The organism is Actinomadura luzonensis (genome assembly GCF_022664455.2).
Taxonomy (GTDB): domain Bacteria; phylum Actinomycetota; class Actinomycetes; order Streptosporangiales; family Streptosporangiaceae; genus Nonomuraea; species Nonomuraea luzonensis.
Genome location: NZ_JAKRKC020000001.1, coordinates 6307668 through 6330283, shown reverse-complemented (window position 1 = coordinate 6330283; position 22616 = coordinate 6307668). Strand labels below are relative to the sequence as shown.

23 protein-coding genes are annotated in these 22616 nt (G+C 72.8%); 12 read left to right on the top strand and 11 right to left on the bottom strand.

What is annotated here, in order from left to right; all coding sequences use genetic code 11:
* A complete protein-coding gene (locus MF672_RS29970) occupies positions 1-1155 on the bottom strand; it encodes an acyl-CoA dehydrogenase family protein (protein ID WP_242375704.1) in 1155 nt (384 codons plus the stop codon).
* Between the two features lie 115 nt (positions 1156-1270).
* Here MF672_RS29970 and MF672_RS29965 point away from each other — a divergent pair, with 115 nt between their 5' ends.
* Positions 1271-1882, top strand: a complete 612-nt coding sequence (locus MF672_RS29965) for a TetR/AcrR family transcriptional regulator (protein WP_242375703.1) — start codon at positions 1271-1273, stop codon at positions 1880-1882.
* A gap of 8 nt (positions 1883-1890) precedes the next feature.
* On the opposite strand, the gene MF672_RS29960 is transcribed toward MF672_RS29965, so the two are convergent.
* Together MF672_RS29960 and MF672_RS29955 are read right to left on the bottom strand one after the other, a co-directional pair.
* On the bottom strand, positions 1891-2715 hold the full coding sequence (locus MF672_RS29960; RefSeq protein WP_242375702.1) for a MaoC/PaaZ C-terminal domain-containing protein: 825 nt from the start codon (positions 2713-2715) through the stop codon (positions 1891-1893).
* A gap of 2 nt (positions 2716-2717) precedes the next feature.
* The gene (locus MF672_RS29955) at positions 2718-3617 is read right to left on the bottom strand and encodes an SDR family oxidoreductase (RefSeq protein WP_242375701.1); all 900 of its coding nucleotides are present in this window, start codon (positions 3615-3617) and stop codon (positions 2718-2720) included.
* Positions 3618-3692: 75 nt separating this feature from the next.
* Here MF672_RS29955 and MF672_RS29950 point away from each other — a divergent pair, with 75 nt between their 5' ends.
* From MF672_RS29950 to MF672_RS29940, 3 genes are read left to right on the top strand one after another with little or no spacing between them, the layout of a single operon-like run.
* A complete protein-coding gene (locus MF672_RS29950; protein ID WP_242375700.1) occupies positions 3693-5129 on the top strand; it encodes an MFS transporter in 1437 nt (478 codons plus the stop codon).
* Between the two features lie 23 nt (positions 5130-5152).
* Positions 5153-5572 (top strand): acyl-CoA thioesterase, encoded by a 420-nt coding sequence (locus tag MF672_RS29945; RefSeq protein ID WP_407654752.1) that lies wholly within the window; start codon positions 5153-5155, stop codon positions 5570-5572.
* Positions 5573-5582: 10 nt separating this feature from the next.
* Positions 5583-6746, top strand: coding sequence for an MFS transporter (locus MF672_RS29940; RefSeq protein ID WP_242375699.1), 1164 nt, complete (start codon positions 5583-5585; stop codon positions 6744-6746).
* Here the strand turns inward: MF672_RS29940 and MF672_RS29935 are convergent.
* The 4 genes from MF672_RS29935 to MF672_RS29920 all read right to left on the bottom strand — a co-directional run bounded on the left by MF672_RS29935 (position 6741) and on the right by MF672_RS29920 (position 10384).
* A complete protein-coding gene (locus tag MF672_RS29935; RefSeq protein WP_242375698.1) occupies positions 6741-8249 on the bottom strand; it encodes a glycoside hydrolase family 13 protein in 1509 nt (502 codons plus the stop codon). The two genes, MF672_RS29940 and MF672_RS29935, sit on opposite strands and share 6 nt — an antisense overlap.
* 18 nt (positions 8250-8267) lie before the next feature.
* A complete protein-coding gene (locus MF672_RS29930; protein WP_242375697.1) occupies positions 8268-8648 on the bottom strand; it encodes a globin in 381 nt (126 codons plus the stop codon).
* Between the two features lie 9 nt (positions 8649-8657).
* Positions 8658-9521 (bottom strand): mechanosensitive ion channel family protein, encoded by an 864-nt coding sequence (locus tag MF672_RS29925; protein WP_242375696.1) that lies wholly within the window; start codon positions 9519-9521, stop codon positions 8658-8660.
* A 578-nt stretch (positions 9522-10099) separates the two neighbouring features.
* The gene (locus MF672_RS29920) at positions 10100-10384 is read right to left on the bottom strand and encodes a hypothetical protein (protein ID WP_242375695.1); all 285 of its coding nucleotides are present in this window, start codon (positions 10382-10384) and stop codon (positions 10100-10102) included.
* 273 nt (positions 10385-10657) lie between these two features.
* Here MF672_RS29920 and MF672_RS29915 point away from each other — a divergent pair, with 273 nt between their 5' ends.
* The 4 genes from MF672_RS29915 to MF672_RS29900 all read left to right on the top strand — a co-directional run bounded on the left by MF672_RS29915 (position 10658) and on the right by MF672_RS29900 (position 16173).
* Positions 10658-12211 (top strand): NsdA family TPR-like regulatory protein, encoded by a 1554-nt coding sequence (locus MF672_RS29915; RefSeq protein ID WP_242375694.1) that lies wholly within the window; start codon positions 10658-10660, stop codon positions 12209-12211.
* Positions 12208-12711, top strand: coding sequence for a GNAT family N-acetyltransferase (locus MF672_RS29910; RefSeq protein ID WP_242375693.1), 504 nt, complete (start codon positions 12208-12210; stop codon positions 12709-12711). The genes MF672_RS29915 and MF672_RS29910 overlap by 4 nt, the downstream gene beginning before the upstream one ends.
* A gap of 302 nt (positions 12712-13013) precedes the next feature.
* Positions 13014-14267 (top strand): DMT family transporter, encoded by a 1254-nt coding sequence (locus MF672_RS29905; protein ID WP_302893278.1) that lies wholly within the window; start codon positions 13014-13016, stop codon positions 14265-14267.
* Between the two features lie 196 nt (positions 14268-14463).
* Positions 14464-16173: a tetratricopeptide repeat protein gene (locus MF672_RS29900; protein ID WP_242375691.1), complete on the top strand. Its 1710-nt coding sequence runs from the start codon at positions 14464-14466 to the stop codon at positions 16171-16173.
* Positions 16174-16264: 91 nt separating this feature from the next.
* On the opposite strand, the gene MF672_RS29895 is transcribed toward MF672_RS29900, so the two are convergent.
* Positions 16265-17224: an SDR family NAD(P)-dependent oxidoreductase gene (locus tag MF672_RS29895; RefSeq protein WP_242375690.1), complete on the bottom strand. Its 960-nt coding sequence runs from the start codon at positions 17222-17224 to the stop codon at positions 16265-16267.
* 176 nt (positions 17225-17400) lie between these two features.
* On the opposite strand from MF672_RS29895, the gene MF672_RS29890 reads away from it, so the two are divergent.
* Together MF672_RS29890 and MF672_RS29885 are read left to right on the top strand one after the other, a co-directional pair.
* Entirely contained in the window at positions 17401-18354 is a 954-nt protein-coding gene (locus MF672_RS29890) for a YbgA family protein (protein ID WP_242375689.1), read from the top strand.
* 10 nt (positions 18355-18364) lie between these two features.
* Positions 18365-18826 (top strand): NUDIX hydrolase, encoded by a 462-nt coding sequence (locus MF672_RS29885; protein WP_242375688.1) that lies wholly within the window; start codon positions 18365-18367, stop codon positions 18824-18826.
* A gap of 22 nt (positions 18827-18848) precedes the next feature.
* Here the strand turns inward: MF672_RS29885 and MF672_RS29880 are convergent, their stop codons facing one another.
* The gene (locus tag MF672_RS29880) at positions 18849-19646 is read right to left on the bottom strand and encodes a hypothetical protein (protein ID WP_242375687.1); all 798 of its coding nucleotides are present in this window, start codon (positions 19644-19646) and stop codon (positions 18849-18851) included.
* Between the two features lie 17 nt (positions 19647-19663).
* The gene (locus MF672_RS29875) at positions 19664-20290 is read right to left on the bottom strand and encodes a TetR/AcrR family transcriptional regulator (RefSeq protein WP_242375686.1); all 627 of its coding nucleotides are present in this window, start codon (positions 20288-20290) and stop codon (positions 19664-19666) included.
* Between the two features lie 80 nt (positions 20291-20370).
* Between MF672_RS29875 and MF672_RS51855 the strand changes: the two genes are divergently transcribed.
* On the top strand, positions 20371-20928 hold the full coding sequence (locus MF672_RS51855) for an alcohol dehydrogenase catalytic domain-containing protein (RefSeq protein ID WP_308210523.1): 558 nt from the start codon (positions 20371-20373) through the stop codon (positions 20926-20928).
* Positions 20823-21293: a zinc-binding dehydrogenase gene (locus MF672_RS51850; RefSeq protein ID WP_308210522.1), complete on the top strand. Its 471-nt coding sequence runs from the start codon at positions 20823-20825 to the stop codon at positions 21291-21293. Before MF672_RS51855 ends, MF672_RS51850 begins: the two co-directional genes overlap by 106 nt.
* Before the next feature lie 45 nt (positions 21294-21338).
* Here the strand turns inward: MF672_RS51850 and MF672_RS29865 are convergent, their stop codons facing one another.
* Positions 21339-22493, bottom strand: coding sequence for a pyridoxal phosphate-dependent aminotransferase (locus MF672_RS29865; protein WP_242382150.1), 1155 nt, complete (start codon positions 22491-22493; stop codon positions 21339-21341).
* Between the last annotated feature and the right edge of the window lie 123 nt (positions 22494-22616).

Below are 22616 nucleotides of genomic sequence, written 5' to 3'. Positions count from 1 at the left end.
TCACTCCCCGATGAGACCGAGCCGCGCGTGCCCCTTGATCAGGTTGCGGGCGATGGTACGCCGCTGGATCTCGTCGGTGCCCTCGAAGATGCGCAGCAGGCGCAGCTCGCGGTACCACCGCTCGATCGGCAGCTCCTTGGTGTAGCCCATACCCCCGTGGATCTGGAGCACCCGGTCGACGACCTGGTTGGCCATGACGGCGCCGTTGAGCTTGGCGATGGAGGAGGCGTGGCGGGCGTCCATGCCCTCCTGCACCCGCCAGGCCGCGTACAGCGTCAGCCACTTGGCCGCCTCGATCTCCACCTGGGAGTCGGCGATCATCCACTGGATGGCCTGGTACTCCGAGATCGTCTGCCCCATCGACTTGCGGATCCTGGAGTAGTCGACGGCCATCTGCAGCATGCGCTCGGCCGAGCCGATCGCCCGGGCGGGGATCATGTAGCGGCCCTGGCCGATCCACTGCATGGCCAGCTCGAAGCCCTTGCCGAGCTCGCCGAGGATGTTCTCCTCCGGCACCCGGACGTCCTGGAACACCAGCGACGCCGGGCCCCACTCGCCCATGGTCGGGATCGGCTCGGACTTCCAGCCCATGTCCCGGTCCACCAGGAAGCAGGTGACGCCGTGCTCCTCGGCCACCGCGAAGACCATGACGAAGTCGGCCTCGCTGCCGTTGGTGATGAAGGTCTTCTCGCCGTTGATGATCCACTCGCTGCCGTCGCGGACGGCCTTGGTGCGGATGTTGCGGGCGTCGGAGCCGGCGCCCGGCTCGGTGATCGCGAAGCAGGAGCGGCGCTCGCCCTCGATGGTGGGCAGCAGGTAGCGGCGCTTCTGCTCCTCGGTGCCGGCGTAGAGAATGTTGTCGGCGCTGCCGCCGAAGCTGAACGGGACGAAGGTGCGCCCGACCTCCATGGCGATGATGGCGGACATGATCGGGCCGAGGGCGGCTCCGCCGTACTCCTCGGGCGTGTTGATGCCCCAGAAGCCCGACTTCCTGGCCTTGGCCCGCAGGTCGCGCAGCGTGTCGCGGTCGAGCCCCGGCCGGCCCTCGCGCTCGTTGCGCAGCACCTCGGGCTCCAGCGGCATGACCTCCTTCTCGATGAAGGACCGTACGGTGTCGCGGATCTGCCGTTCCTCGGGGGTGAGCGAGAAGTCCACGGCCGCCTCCTGCCTGCGGAAATTTCTAGAATCTTTCTCTAGGAATACATTCTAGGCGCGAGCGGCCGGTGTCAAGAATCAGATTCTAGAATTTAGGAGCGATACGATGGCACGCATGGCACGCAAGTCCTCGTGGGAGTGGAGCCGCACCGCGCAGACCCGCAAGAGCATGCTCCAGGCGGCGCGCGAGGTCTTCAGCGAGCACGGCTTCGCCGAGGCCAACGTCTCGGAGGTGGTGGCCCGCGCCGGCTCCAGCGTCGGCAGCCTCTACCACCACTTCGGCGGCAAGACCGAGCTGTTCCTCGCCCTGTACGAGGACCACCAGGCGGCCCACGAGCAGGCCGCCGCCTCCAGCGTCTCCAAGGCCAAGAAGGAGGGCGTGAGCGACCCGGTCGAGCTGCTGATCGCCGGGGCCCGCGCCTACCTCGCCGGCGCCTGGGAGCGCCGCGACCTCGTCCGCCTGTTCATCGACGGCGACGGGCCGCCGGGCTTCGAGCTGATCCGCCGCACCCGGGGCCGCGAGTGGGTACGCCAGAACGCCGTCCTGCTCGGCGCCGGAGGCGACCCGCTCGACCGCTTCACCGTGGCCGTGCTGACCAGCATCATCGGCGAGGCGGCCCGCGAGGTCGCCACCTCCGACACCGAGGAGGAGGCCCAGGAGGTCATCGAGGCGGCGATGACGCTGATCCGCCGCCTCGACCCCCTGAAGGTGCTCGACGAGGGCTGAGCCCGGCCTCAGCCCGGCGTGATCGTGGCCCGGCCGCGGTCGATCACCACCGTCCCGTCGTCCTTCGCCGTCCTGAACAGCACCTCGGGCCCGTCCGCCCAGATCGACACGGTCAGCGACTCGCCGGGGAAGACCGGGCTGGTGAAGCGGCCCGACATCGCCTTGAACCGCGACGGGTCCGAGCCCGCCAGCACGTGCAGCAGCGCCCGCCCGGTCACCCCGTACGTGCACAGCCCGTGCAGGATCGGCCGGTCGAAGCCCGCCCGCCCGGCGAACTCCGGATCGCTGTGCAGCGGGTTGTAGTCGCCGGACAGGCGGTAGATCAGCGCCTGCTCGGGCCGCGTCGCGTAGGTGATCTTGTGGTCGGGGGCCCGGTCGGGCAGCGCCCAGTCGTCGCGCGGCCCGCGCTCGCCGCCGAAGCCGCCCTCGCCCCTGATGAACACCGCGCTCCTGCTGACGATCACGGGCTCGCCGGTCCGCAGGTCCACCGCCCGCGCCTCGGAGGTGACGAGCGCGCCGGAGCCCTTGTCGTAGATGCCGGTGACCGTGCTGGAGGTGCGCACCCCGCCGGCCGCCGGCAGCTCGCGGAACAGCTCGAACGCCTGCTCGGCGTGCACCAGCATGGCCCGGTCGAAGTCGCCGAGCCGCCGCCCCGGCGACTGCGCGGCCAGCACCGCGAACGTGGGCAGCACCCGCTGCCCCTTCTCGGTGGTGAACTCCAGCTCCGAGGTGCCCGCGCCGACGCCGAGCGCGTACAGCATGGTGTCCTTGGCGGTCCAGGTGTGCTCGTACGCCGGCCCCTCGTGGCCGACGACGCCGTGGTCGAGCCCCATGGTCAGTCCTCCCGTCCCGGTATGCGGCCGTTGGTGAGGGCGTTCGGCGCGGCCTTGTCGACCAGGGCGGGGATGACCGCGCCCAGCTCGGCCGGGTCCCACCGCGAGCCCTTGTCCACGCCGGGGCCGGCGTGCCAGCCCTCGGCCACGCTGATCGCGCCGCCGCGCACGTTGAAGACCCGGCCGGTGATGCCGCGCGCCTCGGCGCTGGCCAGCCAGACCACCAGCGGCGCGATGTCGTCGGGGTCGGCGCCCTTGACGCCGGCCGGGATGAGGTTCTCCGTCATGCGGGTCAGGGCGGCGGGGGCGACGGCGTTGACGGTGACGCCGTAACGCTCCAGCTCCCTGGCCGCGATGACGGTCAGGCCCGCGATGCCGGCCTTGGCCGCGCCGTAGTTGCCCTGTCCCGGGTTACCGTAGATGCCGGAGGACGAGGTCGTGTTGATGATCCGGGCATCCACCGGTTCGCCCGCCTTGGCCTTGTTCCGCCAGTAGGCGGCGGCATGGCGCAGCGGCGCGAACGTTCCCCGCAGGTGCACCCTGATGACCGCGTCCCATTCCTCGGCGGTCATGTTGACCAGCATGCGGTCGCGCAGGATGCCCGCGTTGTTGACCAGCACGTGCAGGTCGCCGAAGTGCTCGATCGCGGCCCGCACGAGGCGTTCTGCGCCCTCGAAGTCGGAGACGTCCTCGCCGTTGACGATCGCCTGGCCGCCCATGGCCTCGATCTCGGCCACCACCTCGGCCGCGGCACCGGAGGAGCCGGTGCCGTCCACCTCCGCGCCCAGGTCGTTGACCACCACCTTCGCGCCCTGCCGGGCGAACTCGAGCGCGTGACCTCGCCCGATGCCCCGCGCTCCGCCCGTGACGATGACCACGCGGCCGTCGACTATCCCGCTCATCCGACACCTCGATCCTTGACCGGCTGACGATGCGAACTGGATTCTAGTATTAAAATCTAGAAAGGACAGGGTCTCTTGACGCTCACGACCCCCACCACCTCCATGGGCCAGGCCTGGCGAACGTTGTCGGTCGTGAGCCTCGCCAGCGTGCTGACCGGTCTCGGCGGCAGCTCGATGAACGTCGCGCTGCCCGAGATCGCCCGGCACACCGGAGCCGACGCCACGGCCGCGGGCTGGATCCTCCTGGGCTTCCAGTTGACCACGACCGTCCTCATGGTGGTATTGGGGCGGCTGGCCGACATGTTCGGCAGGCGCCGGATGTACCTGCTCGGGCTGGGCACCTACACCGTCGCCGCGCTCCTCGCCGGGATGGCCCCCAACGCCTGGGTCATCGTGGCGCTGCGGGTCGTGCAGGCCGCCGGCGCCGCCATGCTGCTCACCAACAGCGCCGCGCTGGTCAGCGACGCCTTCCCGCGCGAGCGGCTGGGGGAGGGCATGGGCGTCTACATCGCCTCGTTCTCCATCGCCGGGCTGATCGGGCCGACGCTCGGCGGCTTCCTGGCCGAGACCCTCGGCTGGCGCTGGGTGTTCTGGTTCAATGTGCCGATCGGCGCGATCTGCCTGGTCTGGGGCGCGCTCGTGCTGCGCAGGCCCGCCCCCGGCCGCCGCGAGAGCGGCCTCGACCTGCCCGGCAGCCTGCTCGTGCTGGTCACGCTCGGCGGGCTGCTGCTCGCCCTGTCGGAGTTCACCCGGCTCGGCTGGAACCACCCGGTCGTGGTGGCGGGGCTGGTGGCCTTCGCCGCCGGGCTGCCGCTCTTCCTGGCCCGGGAGCGCCGGGCCGCCCACCCCGTGGTGGACCTCGGGCTGTTCCGCGACCGGGCCTTCGCCTTCGGGACGCTCGCCTCGTTCCTCAACGCGGTCGCCCGCATGGGCATGGTGTTCCTGGTCGCGCTCTACTTCCAGGCCGTGCACGGCGACGACCCCGTGCGGGCCGGGCTCAAGGTGCTGCCGCTGGCGATCGCCGCGATGACCGCCTCCGTCGTCTCCGGCTTCCTGCAACGCCTGCTCAGCGCGCGCACGCTGGCCGTCGGCGGGGCCGCGACCACCACGTGCGGGCTGCTGGTCATGCTGACCGTGGTCTCCACCGACGCCCCCTACCCGGCCATGGCGGCCGGACTGGTGCTCATCGGGCTCGGCTCCGGCGTGTTCCTGCCGTCCAACACCACCGCCATCCTCGACGGCCTGCCCTCCGACCGGCTCGGCATCGTCAACGCCATGCGCCTCATGCTCCAGAACACCGGCAACGTCGTCGGCACCGGCCTGGTCCTGTCGGTCATCACCGCCCCGCTCCCGGCCGCCCTGCACCAGCAGGTCTTCGCCGGCACGCTGGCCCGGCTCTCGGCCGACGCGGTCGGGCAGCTCGTCACCGGCTACCGCTACGCCCTCGGCACCATGGCCGCGATCTCGGTGCTGACCGTGCTGGCCTGCCTGGCCCGGCGCAGGGCGGCCTGACCGGGACCCGGTACGGTGGCCAGGTGGTTGAACGCAACGGTCCCCGACGGCACGTCCACCTCCGCATGGTGCGCTTCGGCGACGTCGACTCCCAGGGGCACGTGAACAACGTCCGCTTCCTCGACTACCTGGAGGACGCCCGCTTCGCCATGTTCGCCATCGACCTGCACAAGGCGGGGGAGCAGCCGTTCGGCGGCCTGGTCGTCACCCGGCACGAGGTCGACTACCGCCGCCCGCTCGGCTTCCGGCCCGACCCGGTGCGCGTGGAGACGTGGGTCGAGGAGGTCAGGGCCGTGCGATTCCGGCTGCGCTACGAGATCCGCGACGACGCCGAGCTCTACGTGACGGCCTCCTCGGTGATCGCCGCCTACGACGTCGAGCGGGCCGCGCCGCGCCGGCTCGGCGAGGACGAACTGGCCTACCTGAAACGCTTCTCGGGCTGAAGCGGGCGCGATGAGACGCTGGTGGATGCTGGCCCTGGGCGTCAACGCGCACGCCGGCGTGACCCTCGGGCTGTTCGGCTTACCCCTGGTCATGCCGGAGATCCAGCGCCACTTCGGGGTCTCGCTGCCGGTGGCCGGCGTCATCGCCAACGCTCCGGCCTTCGGCATCCTGGCGGCGCTCGTCGGGTGGGGCGCGCTGGCCGACCGGCACGGCGAGCGGGTGATCCTCGGCACCGGCGTCGGCCTGGCGGCCGTGCTGTTCGCCGCCGTGGCCTTCGTCGAGCGGGCCTGGGCGGTGGTCGCGCTGCTCGCGCTGGCCGGCGCGGCCGGCTCGGCGGCCATGGTGGGCGGCGGGCGGATCGTGCTGCGCTGGTTCCGGCCGCCCGAGCGCGGGGTCGCCATGGGCCTGCGGCAGGTCTCCTTCACGCTGGGCATGGCGGTGGGCGCGTTCGTGCTGCCGCCGGTCGCGCGGGCCCACGGCCTGCCCGGGGTGCTGCTCGTCTGCGCGGGCGTGAGCCTGCTGGCCGCGGTGCTCGCCGCGCTGTTCCTGGCCGAGCCGCCGCACGGGCTCGCCGGGCAGGGCCCGGCGCAGGACGGCTCGCCGTACCGGCAGCGCGCGCTCTGGCGGGTGCACGCCACCAGCGCGCTGCACGTGGTGCCCCAGATCGTGGTCAGCACGTACGGCGTGACCTGCCTGGTCGAGCTCTACCGGTGGGACGCCGTGGACGCGGGCCGGCTGTTCGGCGCGGCGGCGATCGGCGGGGCCGCGGTGCGCATCGCCGTCGGCCGCTGGTCGGACCGGGTCGGGCTGCGCATGCGGCCCCTGCTGCTGATCACCTTCGCCAGCCTCGTCGTGCTGGGCCTGCTGGTCGCCGGCACCTTCACCCGCACCTGGCCGGGCCCCGCCATGCTGGCGCTGGCCGCCGTGGCGACCGTGGCCGGCAACGGCCTCGCCTACCTCGCCGCGGGCGAGCTGGCCGGGCCCGCCTGGGCCGGCCGGGTGCTCGGCACCCACAACACCCTGCAGAACACCGTCTCCCTGGCCGCCACCCCGCTGGCCGGCGTGCTCATGGAACGCGCCGGCTTCTGGGCGGGCTTCGGTGTGGGCCTGGCCTGCACGCTGCTGTCGGTGCCGGTGGTGCCGTGGCGGGGGGAGCGGGCGGCGCGGTCATGACGCGCGGCGCAGCCACACCGCGGTGTCGGGGGGCAGCAGGCCGCCCTTGACCGGGCCGCTCGCCAGGATCACCGCGTCGTGCTCGGGCAGGCGTACCGCGCGGAAGCCGCAGTTGATCGCGCAGATCAGGTCGCCGCGGGTGAAGAAAAGCGCACCCTCGGGAGAATCCAGCCACTCCAAGGTGTAAGGAATCTCTCGGACCAGGTCACGACGGGTGGCCAGGGCCCGGCGGTAGAACTCCAGCGTCGAGTCGCTGTCGCCCTCCTGCTTCTCCACGCTCAGCTCCGCGAACGACGGCGGCTGCGGCAGCCACGGCTCCACCGCGTCGGGCGAGAACCCGTACGAGGGCGGGTCCACCGTCCACGGGATCGGCACCCGGCAGCCGTCGCGGCCCGGCAGCTTGCCCTCCGACTGGAAGAACACCGGGTCCTGCCTGGCCTCGGCCGGCAGGTCCACGACCTCGGGCAGCCCCAGCTCCTCGCCCTGGTAGAGGTAGGCGGAGCCGGGCAGGGCCAGCATCGTCAGCAGCGCCGCCCGCGCCCGCGCGAGGCCGGTGCCCGGGTCGGCGGTCTCGTAGCGGGTGCGGTGGCGCACCACGTCGTGGTTGGACAGCACCCACGTCGCGAACGGCACCGTGCCCAGCGTGTCGTCGATCACCTTCTTGAACGCCGTCGGCGACCACGGCGCCTGCAGCCAGGCGAAGTTGAAGCTCTGCTGCAGCTCGTCGGGGCGCACGTAGCGGGCGAGGTCCTCGGGGCTGTCGGTCCAGACCTCGCCCACGGCCATCCGCTCGCCCGGGTAGCCGTCGAGCAGCCGCCGCCACTCGCGGTAGACGCCGTGCACCTCGGGCTGCCCCCAGATGGGCGAGGCCGCCTTGAACGACTGGTCGCCCACGTCGGGCAGGCCCTCCGCCTTGTACAGGCCCATCGCCACGTCGATGCGGAACCCGTCGACCCCGCGCTCCAGCCAGAAGCGCAGCACGTCGAGGAACTCCTCGTGCACCTCGGGGTTGCGCCAGTTGAAGTCGGGCTGCCCCGGGGCGAACAGGTGCAGGTAGTACTGGCCGTCCGGCGCCTGGGTCCAGGCCGGGCCGCTGAAGGTGGACTGCCAGTTGTTGGTCGTGTCGCGGAAGATGTAGCGGTCGCGGTGCTCGCCCCGCAGCGCGGCCTGGAACCAGGGATGCCGGTCGGAGCTGTGGTTGGGCACGATGTCCACGATCACCCGCAGGCCCAGCTCGTGCGCCTCGGCGACCAGCGCGTCGAAGTCGGCGAGCGAGCCGAACAGCGGGTCGACGTCGCGGTAGTCGGCGACGTCGTAGCCGCCGTCGGCCATGGGGGAGGGGTAGAACGGGGTCAGCCAGACGGCGTCCACCCCCAGCCGGCTCAGGTACGGCAGCCGCTGCCGCACCCCGGCCAGGTCGCCGACGCCGTCTCCCGAGGCGTCGGCGAAGCTGCGTACATAGATCTCGTAAACGACGGCGTCACGCCACCAGGGGATCTCCATGTGGCCTCTCATGCCCCATCAAGCAGGGGAGTTCACCAAGCTGTGGGCGGCGTAGACCAGATAGTCCCAGAGCCGGGTCTCCTGCTCCTCCGGCAGGCCGAGGGAGTCGACCGCGTCGCGCATGTGCCGCAGCCAGGCGTCGCGCTCGGGCTCGCCGATGACGAACGGCATGTGGCGCATCCGCAGCCGGGGGTGGCCGCGCTGCTCGCTGTAGGTCTTGGGGCCGCCCCAGTACTGGACGAGGAAGCCCCGCAGCCGCTCCTCGGCGCCCGTGAGGTCGGACTCGGGGTAGAGCGGCCGCAGGACCGGGTCTTCGGCGACCCCTTCGTAGAAGCGGTGGACGAGGCGCCGGAAGGTCTCCTCGCCGCCGACGGCATCGTAGAAGGAGGTCTCAGTCACAGCACTAGCTTAGGCAATGGCGACCATGGCGACGCCCGCGGCGTCCATCGCCGCCTTGACCCGCAGCCGGAGCTCGCGCGCGACGTCGGCCTGCGCGGCGGGCAGGGTCTTGACCGTGACGCGGAACACCAGCGCGCTGTTGGAGAGCTGCTCCACGCCGTACACCTGGGGCGGCTCGACCATCTTGCTCTCGCGCAGCTCGGGGTCGGCCCACATCTCCTCGGCCACGTGCTCCAGCAGCACCTTGACGGTGACCACGTCGGCGTCGTAGGAGACCGGGACGTCGACGTAGGCGCGCGACCAGCCCTGCGACTCGTTGCCGACCCGGGTGATCGTGCCGTTGCGCACGTACCAGACGCGGCCGTCCGCGTCGCGCAGCCGGGTCACGCGCAGCGTCACCGCCTCGACGGTGCCGACGGCCGCGCCGGCGTCGATCACGTCGCCGACGCCGTACTGGTCCTCCAGCAGCATGAACAGGCCCGCGATGAAGTCCTTCACCAGCTCCTGGGCGCCGAAGCCGATGGCCACGCCGAGGATGCCGACGCTGGTCAGCACGGGCGCGATGGGGATCGTCAGCCGGTCGAGCACGGTCAGCACCGCGGTGCCCAGGATGACGATGGAGGCGATGTACTTGAGGACCGACCCCATGGTCTCGGCCCGCTGCTTGCGCCGCTCGTGGAGCAGCACGTCGATGCCGTCGGGAGGGGCGCCCTTGCGGAACCTGCTCGTGATGGAGCCGCCCGAGGCGGCCCGGTTGACCACGCGGGTGATCAGCCGGTGCGCGAGGTTGCGCAGCAGGAACGCGATCACCAGGATCAGCACGATCGTGATCCCGGTGGCCACCAGCGGCGCCCAGGGCGCGTTGTTGAACATCGCCGCAAGCGTAGAGCAGAGCACCGTGTCGTTCTGGCAGACCGTGCTCATGCCGTTCGTGAGCTGGTCCAAGTCGGGCAGCCCCGTGGATGTCGATGAAGGCTGTGGCGACGGCGTCACCAGCAGTAGCACTGGGTGGATCCCCCTCCGGAAGCGGTTCGATCGGCTTTGGACCGATTTGATCTAGCTCGGATCCAAAATACCGCCGACCGAACCGCCCGCCGTCACATCACGCCGGGGAAGACGGGGTCGCAGGCTCTCTGGGCCGCGGAGGGAGAGAGACTGCGCTCCGATGACGGACGGCTCGGAGCGGGACACACACCCGGAAGCGTGTCCCGCGCCGGTTCCGGGAGGGATCCCCCGAACACCCGCCCGGCGGACCGGACGGGTGGCTCAGTTCCCGCGCGCGGGTGCGAGCCGCGCGGGTGCCGGTCACGCCCATGAAGGGCGGAACCGGCGGGATGGCCAGGGCCCCGTAGCACGGGTAGCCCTCCGCACCGGCCACCCCGCCGGCTCCCAGGGGCCGCCGTGGGTGCGGTGAGCCGGGGTGGCTGCGCTCCACCCGGTTCACCTTGTGGTCACTCCCCCACGGCGGCTAGCACTCGGGCGACCTTGGTCGCCGCACCAGCCGGGTCGTCGGCCGTGTGCATCCGCTCACCCCAGGACCAGCAGTACCACCAGTCCGGCATGTCGGATACCTCAGTCGGCCGGCAGGTGACGTTCTCGGTCAGGCTCGTGGCATTCGGGTTGATCACCCGCACGAACTTGCGGCCGCTCTGGGTCCGGACCACTCGCGCGAGCAACCCGCGAGCACCGAGCTCCTCAACGAGGCGCTCCAGCCGCTCGTAGTCGTCGTCCCCCACCGTTCGTCCTCCTATGAATCGCTGCTGGTGGGCCAAACATGGCTCAAGACGGCGGCGCGCGCAACGAGCCGGATCCGGCTACAGGGAGTTGCTTCTCCCTCATGGGTTGTAAGAAACAGCCCCTGGGAGGACGATCCTTAACCGTAGTCTGGTCGCGAAGCGTTTCCTTCCAGCCCTGATTGCTTCATCATCATGGGTAGGCGCACAGCGACTTGACGACTACGATCTGTCATCAGTTGCGGACCGGTCGGTACTTGCGTGAGAGGGGCCGGGATGTCCGGCAGACAGCACAGGGAGACGGAGATCGCGCGACGGATCCGGGCCAAGGGCCTGGCCGCCGGGCGCACGTCCGCCCAGATCGCTGACGAGATCCACGAGGCATGCGCGTCGCAGTTCAGCACGAGCCGGATCAAGGCGCATCGGCTGGCGCACGGCATCGCGCTCGCCGACGTGATCGAGCAGGTCAGAGCCCTGTTCGAAAGAGACCAGAAACCCCAGCCCGGCATCGGCGAGACGCTGCTGTCGGCCTACGAGAGCGGGCTGAAGCGCCCAGGGCCCGAATACCTGCACTACCTGTGCACGGTCTACCGGGTCGAGCCGGCGGCGCTGGGCTTCGAAGCGCCGTGCATCTGCGGCCACGGCCACCGGATGCCCGGCGTGCTCGGCGACCCCGACCGGCGCATGCCGCCGCATCCGCTGGAGCGCGGCCTCATGATCCATCCGATGACGCCCGACCCCCAGACGGAGGAGGACGAGAACATCCTCCGCCGCACGCTGTTAAATCTGCTCAACACCGACACGAACCTCTCCGAGCAGCTCGACGGCCCGGTGCTCGGCGCGTGCGAGGGCATCAGGCGCCGCATGGACGAGACGCTCGTGTCGACCACCGTCTCCGCCCAGATGCTCGACCAGTGGGAGGAGGCGACGGTCAGCTTCGGCCGCCAGTACACCAGCGTCGCGCCGCTGCGGCTGCTGTGCGACGTGCTGCTCGAACTGAGCGCCGTGCGCACCGCGATGTCCCGGCGTCAGCCGACCGACCTGCAGGAGCGGCTGTGCCGGATGGCCGCCCAGCTCGCCGGCCTGAGCGGCATGATCCTCATCAACCTCGGCGACCACCGCCTGGCGCGCGCGTTCTTCCGCACCGGGCGCACGGCGGCCGACGAGACCGGCGACCGCGCGCTGCGGGCCTGGATCTGCGCCCGCGAATCGCTCGTCCCCCTCTACTTCGGCGACGCCCGCGAGGCGCTGCACCTGGCCAAGAAGAGCCGCGACCTGGCCGGCTCCACGCCGTGCGTGGCCCAGGCCATGGCCCCGGTCGTGGAGGCCAGGGCGCTGGCCATGATGTCGGGCACCGACAGCAAGAAGGAGGTCGTCGACCAGGCCAAGCGCGCGCTGGCGCGGGCCAGGAACGCCTTCACCCACATGCAGGACGAGGACAAGGAGGACCTCGCTTTCGGGTACACCGAGAAGCAGCTCTACTTCTACCAGGGTGACGTGCTCACCAAGCTCGGGCAGACGCTGGAGGCCGAGGTGGTGCTCGACCAGGCGCTCAGCGCGTACGAGGACCACATCCTCGACCAGACGCTGATCCGGCTGGACCAGGCCCAGTGCCGCCTGATCGACGGCGACATCCCCGAGGCGCTGGCCATCGGCACCAAGGCGCTGCTGCTCGTCGGCAACGAGTACCTCACCGACTTCATCATGCGCCCGGCCACGGCGCTGGAGCAGGCCGTCATGGCCCGTGATCCCGACGCTCCCGGTCTGGACGAGTACCGCGCCGCGCTGCGGCGGCGGCCGAGCGCTCAGCTGAAAGGGGGCGGTGCGTGAAGCTGACGATCCGTCGCTATCGCTGGTCCGACCTCGACACCATCCTCGCGCTCCATCAGATCTGCCTCGCGGAGGTGGGCCTGTTCCCGGGTGACGGCGTCTACTACGACGACGACTTCCCCCGCATCCAGGACATCTACCTGGCGTGCGGCGGCGACTTCCTCGTCGGGGAGACGGGCGGGCGCGTGGTCGCGATGGGCGGGCTGAGACCCGTCGACAGCGCGACGGCCGAGGTGTGCCGGTTGCGCGTCCATCCCGGGTTCCAGCGGCGTGGCTTCGGTGCGGCCATGCTGCGCGCGCTCGAACGGCGCGCGGTGGAGCTCGGGTTCCTCAGCGTCAGAGGCGACACGACCCTCAACCAGGGAGCGGCGCTCGCGTTGTACGCCCGTCAGGGCTGGCGTGAGCTGTCCAGGGAGCGCGTGGGCGAGCTGACCGTCGTCTACGGCGAGAAACGCCTGGTCCCGCCCGCGGTCCTGGAAGAACAGCCCGGCACGAGGTAGCCCGGCCGGCTGGCAGCTCCGACGACGGCCCCATCGATCCCCCTCCTGGGGCCCGTTCCCTCCGCCGCCTCGCGGTGCTCCCGGTGACGACTCCCGGGCCCGCCGGCGTGACCGTCCCGCCGGCCGGACAGGACGCCCCCTATTTCCCGTATCGGGATATGTAGGAAATGGCCGTTCCTTCGCGCGCGCGGTATGGATGTACGAACCCGCGGGTGATGCTCTTAACTCCGAGTGGTAGAGGAACCTCACTGGCTTGCTGGCTGTACATCTACGGCTGCGAATAGTAGTGAGATGCTTCTGACATGGCAGTCGTGCCCGCTCCCCGACCCCTCCTGGGAGCCGTGCTTCTGTTGTTCGTCAGCGCCGCTTGGGGGTCGGCGTTCCCGCTGATGAAGGATCTCATCCACCGGTTACCGGTGGAGGACCTGCTCGCCGAGCGCTACCTGATCGCGGCGCTGACGCTCCTGCTGATCAGGCCACGCTGCCTGCGGCGGCTGCCACGCGAGACGTGGGTCAACGGGGTCGTTCTCGGGGTGATGTTCGGGGTCGGGCAGACCGCGCAGGCCGTGGCGCTGCACGGGCTGCCGTCGGCGGTGTCGGGGTTCGCCGTCGGCTGCAGCGTCGTGATGACGCCGATCCTGGCGCTCGTGGTCTACAAGGCGCGGGTGCAGCGCCGCATCTGGTACGGCGTCGTGGCCGCCCTGTGCGGGATGACGACGTTCACGCTGATGCGCGGGGTCGAGGAGCACGAGGTCTCGCTGATCGCGCTCGCGGCCACGCTCGCCGCGGCGGCGCTCTACTCCGGCCACACGCTCATGCTCGGGCAGTTGTCCAAGCAGCCGGCCTTCCATCCGTACGCGCTGACGCTCATCCAGCTCGCCACCATCGGGCTCACCACGGGGGCGGTCGGCGCCAGGGACGGCATCACGCTGCCCGCCACCATGCCCGACTGGCTGCTGCTGGCGCACCTGTCGGTCGTGTCGTGCGCGCTCGGGTTCCTCGCCCGCTCGTACGGGCAGGCGCACGTGCCCGCCGTGCCGAGCGCCATCCTCATGTCGTCGCAGCCCCTCTGGGTCGCGCTCATCGCGGTGATCTGGTTCAACGAGGAAGTGGGCTGGAGCATGGTGGTGGGCGGCGGGCTGATGGCCGCCGCGATGTTGCTCGCCGTGCCGGCCCGGGCCGCCGTGCTGGGAAAAGAACGCGGCCGCCGCGAACTCCTCGACCTTTCCCGAATGGCGGCGAGAGCGCTGGCGGAGCGGCGGATCAGACGTGAGGAACCGCCGCGGGCGGGGGAGGGGCCGACGCCGTACATCGTCAAGAGCGCGTGCGTGGACGTCGCCTCCTGTCCCTGGCACACCCGTTCGTTGAAAGGGGGTGGCGAGCCGAGCCTCGAACGGCTCATAGAACGCGCCACCACCATTCTTCGCACCAGAAACCTGCCGGGCCCGGGGTGCTGCCGATCGGTCACGCTGCTGGGTCGCTGTCTGTGCGACTTGATGGAAGAATCCGAACATACGCGCATCCCGGCGTCGCCGCACTGGTTCCGCGCCAAATAGGTGACATTAGCCAGTCAAAAGGCAACTACTTCTTATCCCCGTTCAACCGGCTTATTTACCGTCAGCCTTGATATTCGTAGGGGTGCCCTAATAATAGGGAGTCAACCCCGAGTGAGAGGTACGTCATGAAACGCATCGTCGTCCGCAAGCCTGGAACCGCGAGGCTGGCTGGGACCTCCAGCGTCATTCACAAGGGGTGACTGAGGGAAGGTCCCACCTCCGGGTCGAGGGCGAACCACCCGCCCGCTGGGGGGCCGCGCGGCTGCTGATGCCGATGATCGACGCGCATCGGCGGCCCCGCGGCCCCTACACCGTGGCGGCGGCGCTGCTGCGCCGGCTGGTGCCGCCGGCCCTGGAACGCTCGGCCGAGCTGGTGGCGGCCCACGACATCGAGATCCGCGCGGCGGCGCCCGAACTGGCCGGGCTGGTCCCCGCCCGGCGGGTCACGGCCGAGGCCGGGCTCTCCGACGACGAGCGCATCCTCGTGCCCGCGCCCCGGCGTACGCTGCGGCTGGCCAACGGCCTGACCGAGTTCGTCCGCGAGGCGGTGCCCGCGGGCCTGGCGCTGGCGGTGTGCAACCTCGCCGAGGCCGACCCCACCGACCTGGAGCTGCTCGACGTCATGGCGCGGCGTGTCCCGCCCGCCACGCTCACGCTCCTGCTGTGCACCGGCGGCCCGGCGGCCGCTCCCGACACCCGCGACGCCGACGAGCTGTGGGCGGCAGTGGACCGCTCCATGCGCGAGGGGTTCCTGCACGCCGCCGCCGAGCTGGGCGAGCGCGGCATGGCCCGCACCGAGCCGGGCGGGGCCGCGTGGTGGCGGTTCGCGCAGCGCACCGCGACCGCGCTCGGCGGCCTCGGCCGCACCGCCGAGGCGCTGGCCGTGTGGGAGCGGGTGCGCGAGGCCAGCCAGGACCCGAAGATGCACGCCGCGGCGGCGTACGGCACCGCCATGCTCGACGCCCGCCACCCCGACCCCGGACAGCGCGACCTCGGCCGGGCCCGCCGCTGGATCAACCTGGCGATCGCGATCTCCACGATCCTGCCCGACCCCGCCGAGCGCGCCTTCAAGCTCGGCTTCGACCGCAACGGGCTGGCCCTGATCGAGCTGCGGCACGGGCGGCCCGCCGCCGCGCTGGCGCTGGTGGAGTCGGCCCTGGAGCTGGCGCGCGAGCTGGGCGCGCGGCACCCGCTGCACCGCATGGTGCTGCTGGCCAACCGGGCCCAGCTCCTCGCCGCGCTCGGCCGCCACAAGGAGGCCCTGGACGACTACGCCGCCGCGATCGCCCTCGACCCCGCCTTCCCCGACTACTACCTGGAGCGCGGCAACCTGCTGTTCAAGCTCGGGCAGCGGGACGAGGCGCAGGCCGACTACGAGCGCGCCATGCGGGCCGGGCCGCCGCTGCCGGAGGCGCACTACAACCGGGCCGAGCTGCGCGTCACGCGCGGCGACACCGCGGGAGCGCTCGCCGACCTCGCCCGGGTGGTCGAGCTCGACCCCGGCTACCTGGACGCCTACATCAACCGCGCCGGGCTGCTGGCCGCCTGCGGGCGCGATGAGGAGGCGGCGGCCGACGTCGAGGCGGGGCTCGCCCTGGCGCCGGGCAATCCGCACCTGCTGACGGTCCTCGGCCAGCTGGAGACGGCGGCGGGGCGGTTCGCGGCGGCCAGGGCGGCGCTGGACCGCGCGGTGACGGCCGCGCCCGACCTGGCGGCGGCGTGGGGGAACCGGGGGGTGCTGCGCTACGCGAACGGCGACCTCGACGGCGCGGTCGCCGACCTCACCCGCGCCCTCGACCTGCAGCCCCAGCCCGACCTGTACGCCAACCGGGCCGTCGCCCTGCGCGCCCTGGGCCGCGTCACCGAGGCCGAGGCGGACGAACGCCGGGCCAGCGCCTTCTCCTGACGGGCGGCTCCGGCTCCGACAGGAGGGCGCGTCAGGAGCAGGCGGGTCGGGGGAAGGCGGGTCAGGGGAAGGCGGATCAGGGGAAGGCGGGTCAGGAGAACGCGTCCACGCCCGTCAGCTCCGCCGACAGCCGCCACAGCCGGGCCGCCTGCTCCGGGTCCACCGCGTACGGGCGCACCCCGGGCTCGTCGGCCGTGGCGACCTCCGCGATGTCGCAGTCCTCGCAGTAGACGCCGCCCATCCCCGCGAGCTGCGGCGACGTGGCCGCCCACACCTGGGTGGCCGCGCCCTGCTCCGGGGTCTTGAAGCTCGGGTCCAGGGCGTTGCCCGCCTCGTCGATCCAGCCGAGGGCGAGCATCTCCTCCTTGGGCAGGTGGCGCTGCAGCGGCGTGAGGATCGCTCCGGGGTGCAGCGCGAACGCCCGCACCCCCGCCTGCCGGGCCAGCGCGTCGAGGTGCACCGCGAACAGGATGTTGGCGGTCTTGGCCTGCCCGTAGGCCTGCCACTTGTCGTAGCCGCGCTCGAACTGCACGTCGTCCCAGCGGATCGCGGACTGCCGGTGCCCGGCGGACGAGACCGACACCACCCGGCCGCCGCCCCGGGCGACGGCCGGCCAGAGGTGGTTGACGAGCGCGTAGTGACCGAGGTGGTTGGTGGCGAACTGGGCCTCCCAGCCGGGGCCGACCCTGGTCTCCGGGCAGGCCATGATGCCGGCGTTGGCGATGACGAGGTGGGCGTCGCGGCCGGTGGCGAGGAACCGCTCGGCGAAGGCGCGGACGCTGCCGAGGTCGGCGAGGTCCAGCTCGTCCACCTCGGCCCCCGCTTCCTCGGCGAGGTGGCCGAGGGCCGCGCGGGCGGCCTCGGGGCGGCGGGCCGGGACGACGACCCGGGCGCCGGCGCGGGCCAGGGCGCGCGTGGTCTCCAGCCCGAGCCCCGAGTAGCCCCCGGTGACGATCGCCAGCTTCCCGGACAGGTCGATCCCGGCGAGCACGTCCGCGGCGGTGCTCCTCGCGCCGAACCCCGAACCGATCTTGTGTTGTGCCGTGGTCATGGCTCCCACGCTACGAAGTGGAGCGCGCTCCAGGTCAACTGGCCGCTCCGGCGCGCGGGGACGGAGGTGAAGGCGCATGATCGGTGACGATCCGGGCAGGTCGCTTGCGACTGATCTTCCCGGGCTTGGTTGCCCGCGTTTCCCTGACGAGCTTGGATGGAAAGATGATCACGGGCATGCCGGACGCGCGGCCCCGGGTGGCGGTGTCGAGCTGCCTGCTGGGCGAGCCGGTCAGGTACAACGGGGGGCACAGCCGCGACCGGTTCCTGTCCGACGCGCTCGATCCGTACGTCGACTGGGTCCGCATCTGCCCCGAGATGGAGGCGGGCCTCGGCGCGCCCCGCGAGACCCTGCGGCTGGAGGTCTCCGACGAGGGCCCGCGCCTGATGACCCGCACCACCCGCGCCGACCTCACCGACCGCATGCGCGGCCTGGCCGCCGAGCGGGCCGCCGCGCTCGACGTGGACGGCTACGTCTTCAAGGCCAAGAGCCCCACCTGCGGCATCCACGGCGTGCCCGTCTACCGCGCCGACGGGCCGCCCGCCGACCGGCGCAACAAGGGCCTGTTCGCCGGCGCGATCATCGACGCCCACCCGCTGCTGCCGGTCGAGGACGAGGGCCGGCTGCACGACGCGCTGCTGCGCGAGAGCTTCGTGGAGCGGGTCTTCGCGCACGCCCGGCTGCGGGCGCTGCTGACCGGCGACTGGCGGCCGCGCGACCTGGTCGCCTTCCATGCGCGGCACAAGATGCAACTGCTCGCCCACGACCCGATCCGCTACCGCGAGGCCGGGCGGGTGGTCGCCGTGGCGGGCGTGCGGCCGCGCGAGGAGGTCGCCGCCGGCTACGCCGAGCTCTTCCGGCAGGCCCTGGCCGCCAAGGCCACCCTGGGCCGCAACGTCAACGTGCTGCAGCACTGCATGGGCATGCTCGCCCTCGACCCCACCCGGCGGGCCGACCTGGTCGAGGTGATCGAGTCCTACCGGGCCGGGCTGGTGCCGCTGAGCGTCCCGACGACGCTGCTGCGCCACCACGCGCGCGGCGAGGCCGCCGAGTACGTCCATGACCAGACCTACTTCTCGCCCTACCCCGACGGGCTGCGGCTGCGCAACCACGTCCCGGCGCCCGGGTAGCCTCGGGCGGGTGGATCACGCCCCCGTGAGCGCCCGGCCCGCCGCCCGCGTCGTCTGCCTCGACCGCGACGGCCGCGTGCTGCTCCTGCACTGGTACGACCGGGTCGCCCGCGCCGAGGTGTGGGAGCCGCCCGGCGGCGGCATCGACCCCGGCGAGACGCCGCTCGACGCCGCCCGGCGCGAGCTGACGGAGGAGACCGGGCTGCCCGGCTCGGCCGTGCTGGACCTGTCCGTCGAGGTGGGGCGCGACTTCCGGTGGCACGGCGTCCGGTACGTGAAGGACGAGCCGTTCTACCTCGCCCGCTTCCCCGGGGCCCGGCCGGAGGTGCGGCCGGGCGGGCTGACGGAGGAGGAGCGCGAGGCGTACCTCGGGCATCTGTGGGCGGCGGAGGGGGAACTGCCCGCGGGGGTGGAGCCCCCGGAGCTGGCCGAGGTCGTCCGCCGGCTCACCGCCCCCGCTCTCGAAGGGTGAGCGCGGGGGCGGACGAGGCGGGTCAGGGGCGGCGCGACGCGCGGTCCGCGGTGCCGCCCAGCTCGGCCAGGGTCGTCGCCATCAGCTCGCGCAGCAGCCCGCCCGCCAGCTTGTCGTGCACGTGCTCCACCGGCAGGCCCTTGGCCACGCGCTCCCGGTAGAGCTCGCGATCGGCCGCGTCGGTGAAGGGCAGCGCGGTCATGCCGACCACGACCGTCACCCGGGTGCCGCCGCGCGGCAGCACGGCCACGGCGTGGGTGCGGAGGCAGGTCTCGTCGGGCGCGCCGTACCAGCCGCACTTGACCGCCGCCTCGGCCGAGCCCAGCGCCTCCCGCGCGCCGAACGTCTGCTCGCCCTCCACGAGCCGCATCCAGCGCAGCACGTCGGAGGCGACCGGGTCGCCGGCCGACGCCGACTGGGCGAGGGCCGCGTACGCGCTCGCGACCTCGTCGGCCGACACCTCGACCGAGCCGAACCGCGAGGGGTCGCCGTTGGGCGGGGCCCAGGACACGCCGGTGCGTTCGCGCAGGTCGTCGAGGATGACCTTCGGTCCGACGGCGAGCCACAGGCCGAGCGTGTCGGCGTTGGAGGAGACGACGACGGCGGGCTCGGCGTGGCGGCGCCAGCGCGCGTGGTCGGGGATGCGGGCCGCGCTCACCCAGGCGTACAGGGGTTTCAGCAGCGAGGCGCAGCGCAGCCGGGTCAGGCCGGCGCGCGCGCTCACCGTGCGGGCGGGGGGCCCGCCGTAGCCGCGCCGGATCCCGGCGGCCTGGGCCGCGGCGCTGTGGTCAAGGTCGTCGAGCAGCAGGTTGAACGCCACGCACCCCACCGTAGACCCTAGGGGCGCCTCGCCCAGCGGCCTTCGTACCACTCGGGGCTCGGCGGCTCGCCGGGCAGCTCGGTGCGGCCGGGCGCGCGCAGGCCGTCGAGCGCGATGGCGAGCAGGCGCTGCTTGACCTGCTCGTGCGTGGCGTCGGGCGCGCCGGGGGCCGGACGGCTGAACTGCTCGATGAGCAGCGAGACGTCGAGCGCGGTCACGTCGGCCCGCAGCGCGCCCGCCTCGCGGGCCCGGGTGATCAGGCGTCCGGCCAGCTCGGTGGCGCGGCGGGAGGTGCGCCACATGGCGTCGGTGACCTCGATGGTGCCCGCGACGGGGGCGAGCGCGCCGGAGCGCAGGGCCACGCATTCCCGGACGTACCCCGCCAGGCCGGTCCACGGGTCCTCCTCGGCCAGCGCGCTCTCCGCGGCCTCGGCGACGCGTTCCATGGCGATCAGGCACAACCGCTGGAGCAGCTCCTCCTTGGTGCGGTAGCGGCGGTAGAGGCTGCCCATGCCGACGCCCGCCTGCCGGGCGATGGCCGAGACCGGCGCGTCGAAGCCCTGCGTGGTGAACACCTCGTGCGCCGCCCGTAGCAGCCGCAGATCGTTGCGCGCCGCCTCGGCCTGCCTGCCGCGTCTGGCCATGCGCCCACGATAGCCGGATTGCGGAGCGTTTCGCTCCGGTATAGATTCCGGAGCGTATTGCTCCGATAAAGGGGGACGACATGCGCGCGGTGGTGTTGCGGCGGTACGGCGGGCCGGAGGAACTGGCCGTGGAGGAGGTGCCGGACCCGGTCACCGGGCCGGGGCAGGTGCTGGTGGAGGTCGCGGTGGCGGGCGTGACCTTCGTGGAGACGCAGGTGCGCGCCGACCGGGGCCCGCGCCGGGCCGAGCTGCCCGCCGTCCTCGGCAACGGGGTCGCGGGCACCGTGGTGGCGGTGGGCGAGGGCGCCGACCCCGCGCTCGCGGGTGCCCGGGTCGTCACGACGCTCGGCGGCCAGGGCGGCTACGCGGAGCTGGCCGTGGCGGACGCCGCGGACGTCATCCCGGTGCCCGCGGGCGTGCCGGCCGAGCACGCGGTGGCGTTGCTGGCCGACGGGCGCACCGCGCTCGGCCTGACGCGCGCGCCGCGCCCGCGCCGGGAGAGTGGGTGCTGGTCGAGGCGGCCGGGGGCGGCGTGGGCAGCCTGCTGGTGCAGCTCGCCCGCGCCGCCGGGCGCGTCGTGGGCGCGGCCGGCGGCGCCGCCAAGCGTGAGATGGCCGCCGCCCTGGGCGCGGAGCTGACCGTCGACTACACGCGGCCGGGCTGGACCGGCGAGGTGCGCGCCGCGACCGGCGGCCTCGACGTGGTCTTCGACGGCGTGGGCGGCGACATCGGGGCGGCTGCCCAGGGGCTGCTCAAGGACGGCGGGCGGATCAGCGTGTACGGCATGGCGGGCGGCCCGATGACGGTCCCCGACCCGCGCGTCAAGGCGGTCGCCTGGCCGGCGGCCGACCTGCGCGAGCTGGCCCGGGCGGCGCTGGCGGAGGCCGCGGCCGGTCGCCTGCGGCCGGTGATCGGCTCGGTCGTCCCCCTGGAGTCGGCGGCGGCGGCGCACGCGGCCATCGAGGCCCGCACGGTCGTCGGCAAGACCCTGCTCCGCCCCTGACCACCCGCCCGGCCGGAACGGAACGCGCTCCCGCGAGGGCGAACGTCAGGGGAGGGCGGCGGTGAAGCGGGCGCGCAGCTCGGACAGGCGCTCGACCGGCTCGTTGCTGAAGACCAGCCGCACGTACCGGGGTGCGACCGTCGCCCCCCAGGCCGTCATCGGGGTGGCGGCGATCCGCCCCCGGTCGAGCAGCCGGGCCGACAGCTCGCCCGCGCCCAGCCCCAGGGCCTCGGCGTCCACCAGGCAGGACCAGCCGCCGTCCGCCCGCACCACCGGAAACCCGTCGAGCTGGGCGATCACCGTGTCGTGGCGGGCCTGGTACTCGGCCGCCGCCTCCGCCACGCCGCCGCCCGCCGGGTCGGTGAGCGCCGCGGCGGCCCCGTGCTGCTGGAAGCCGCCGGCGACCGTGGTGTTGTAGACGGTCGCCACCATGATCCGCGCCATGACGTCCGGCGGGCCCGCCACCCAGCCGATCCGCCAGCCGATCATGCGGTACTCCTTGGACACCGAGCCGATGATGATCGTGCGCTCGGCGAGGCCGTCCACCTGGCAGGGGTTGACGCGCGGGCGGCCGTCGAAGACCAGGCGCTCCATGGCGGCGTCGTAGATCAGGTACGCGCCGGTGCGCTCGCACAGCCGGGCGACCGCCGCCCAGTCGTCGCGGTCGAGCACGACGCCCGACGGCATGGACGGGCTCATCAGCAGCAGGGCCGCCGCCGCGGGCACGGCGGCGAGCGCGTCGCGGTCGAGCCGCCAGCGGCCGCCCTCCACCCGTAGCGGCACCAGGTGCGGACGGGCCCCGGACAGGCGCACGCGCTGGAGCAGGCCCGCGTACGTGGGGTCGGTGAGCACCACCGGGTCGCCGGGCTCGGTGGTCGCCAGCAGCGTCGGCAGGACCGCCGAGGTGCCTCCCGAGGTCACCGCCACCTGGCGCAGCGGGTCGAAGTCGAGGCCGGTGCGGCTCCTCAGGTCGGCCGCGACGGCCTCGCACAACACCGGCAGGCCGGTGAACGGCAGCCAGCTGTTGCCGGTGCCCGCCCGCAGCGACTCCGTGGTGGCGGCGACGGCGGCCGGCGGAGGCGGGACGTCGGTGTCGAGGTTCTCCATGCGCAGCACGTCCGGGTCGGCGCCGGCCGCGGCGGCCACCTTGTCGATGTCGAACGGCTGGACGTGGGTGAAGCGGGAGTTGGGTCGCACCATGGGGCGCGCCTTCCGTGTGAGGGTTGCTGTTCCGTATACGGAACGGTCTCGCGCGCCCGCCCTCCTGTCAAGGGCGGCACGAGCGGGGGCGGCCCACACGAGGGGCAGAGCGCGGCAGGGGGC

Bases quoted from the DNA above. Each gene is read 5' to 3' on its own strand.
- MF672_RS29965 (WP_242375703.1), top strand. From the start codon at position 1,271: ATGGCACGCAAGTCCTCGTGGGAGTGGAGCCGCACCGCGCAGACCCGC.
- MF672_RS29960 (WP_242375702.1), bottom strand. From the start codon at position 2,715: ATGGGGCTCGACCACGGCGTCGTCGGCCACGAGGGGCCGGCGTACGAG.
- MF672_RS29955 (WP_242375701.1), bottom strand. From the start codon at position 3,617: ATGAGCGGGATAGTCGACGGCCGCGTGGTCATCGTCACGGGCGGAGCG.
- MF672_RS29940 (WP_242375699.1), top strand. From the start codon at position 5,583: ATGAGACGCTGGTGGATGCTGGCCCTGGGCGTCAACGCGCACGCCGGC.
- MF672_RS29935 (WP_242375698.1), bottom strand. From the start codon at position 8,249: ATGGAGATCCCCTGGTGGCGTGACGCCGTCGTTTACGAGATCTATGTA.
- MF672_RS29925 (WP_242375696.1), bottom strand. From the start codon at position 9,521: ATGTTCAACAACGCGCCCTGGGCGCCGCTGGTGGCCACCGGGATCACG.
- MF672_RS29915 (WP_242375694.1), top strand. From the start codon at position 10,658: ATGTCCGGCAGACAGCACAGGGAGACGGAGATCGCGCGACGGATCCGG.
- MF672_RS29905 (WP_302893278.1), top strand. From the start codon at position 13,014: ATGGCAGTCGTGCCCGCTCCCCGACCCCTCCTGGGAGCCGTGCTTCTG.
- MF672_RS29895 (WP_242375690.1), bottom strand. From the start codon at position 17,224: ATGACCACGGCACAACACAAGATCGGTTCGGGGTTCGGCGCGAGGAGC.
- MF672_RS29890 (WP_242375689.1), top strand. From the start codon at position 17,401: ATGCCGGACGCGCGGCCCCGGGTGGCGGTGTCGAGCTGCCTGCTGGGC.
- MF672_RS29875 (WP_242375686.1), bottom strand. From the start codon at position 20,290: ATGGCCAGACGCGGCAGGCAGGCCGAGGCGGCGCGCAACGATCTGCGG.
- MF672_RS51855 (WP_308210523.1), top strand. From the start codon at position 20,371: ATGCGCGCGGTGGTGTTGCGGCGGTACGGCGGGCCGGAGGAACTGGCC.
- MF672_RS29865 (WP_242382150.1), bottom strand. From the start codon at position 22,493: ATGGTGCGACCCAACTCCCGCTTCACCCACGTCCAGCCGTTCGACATC.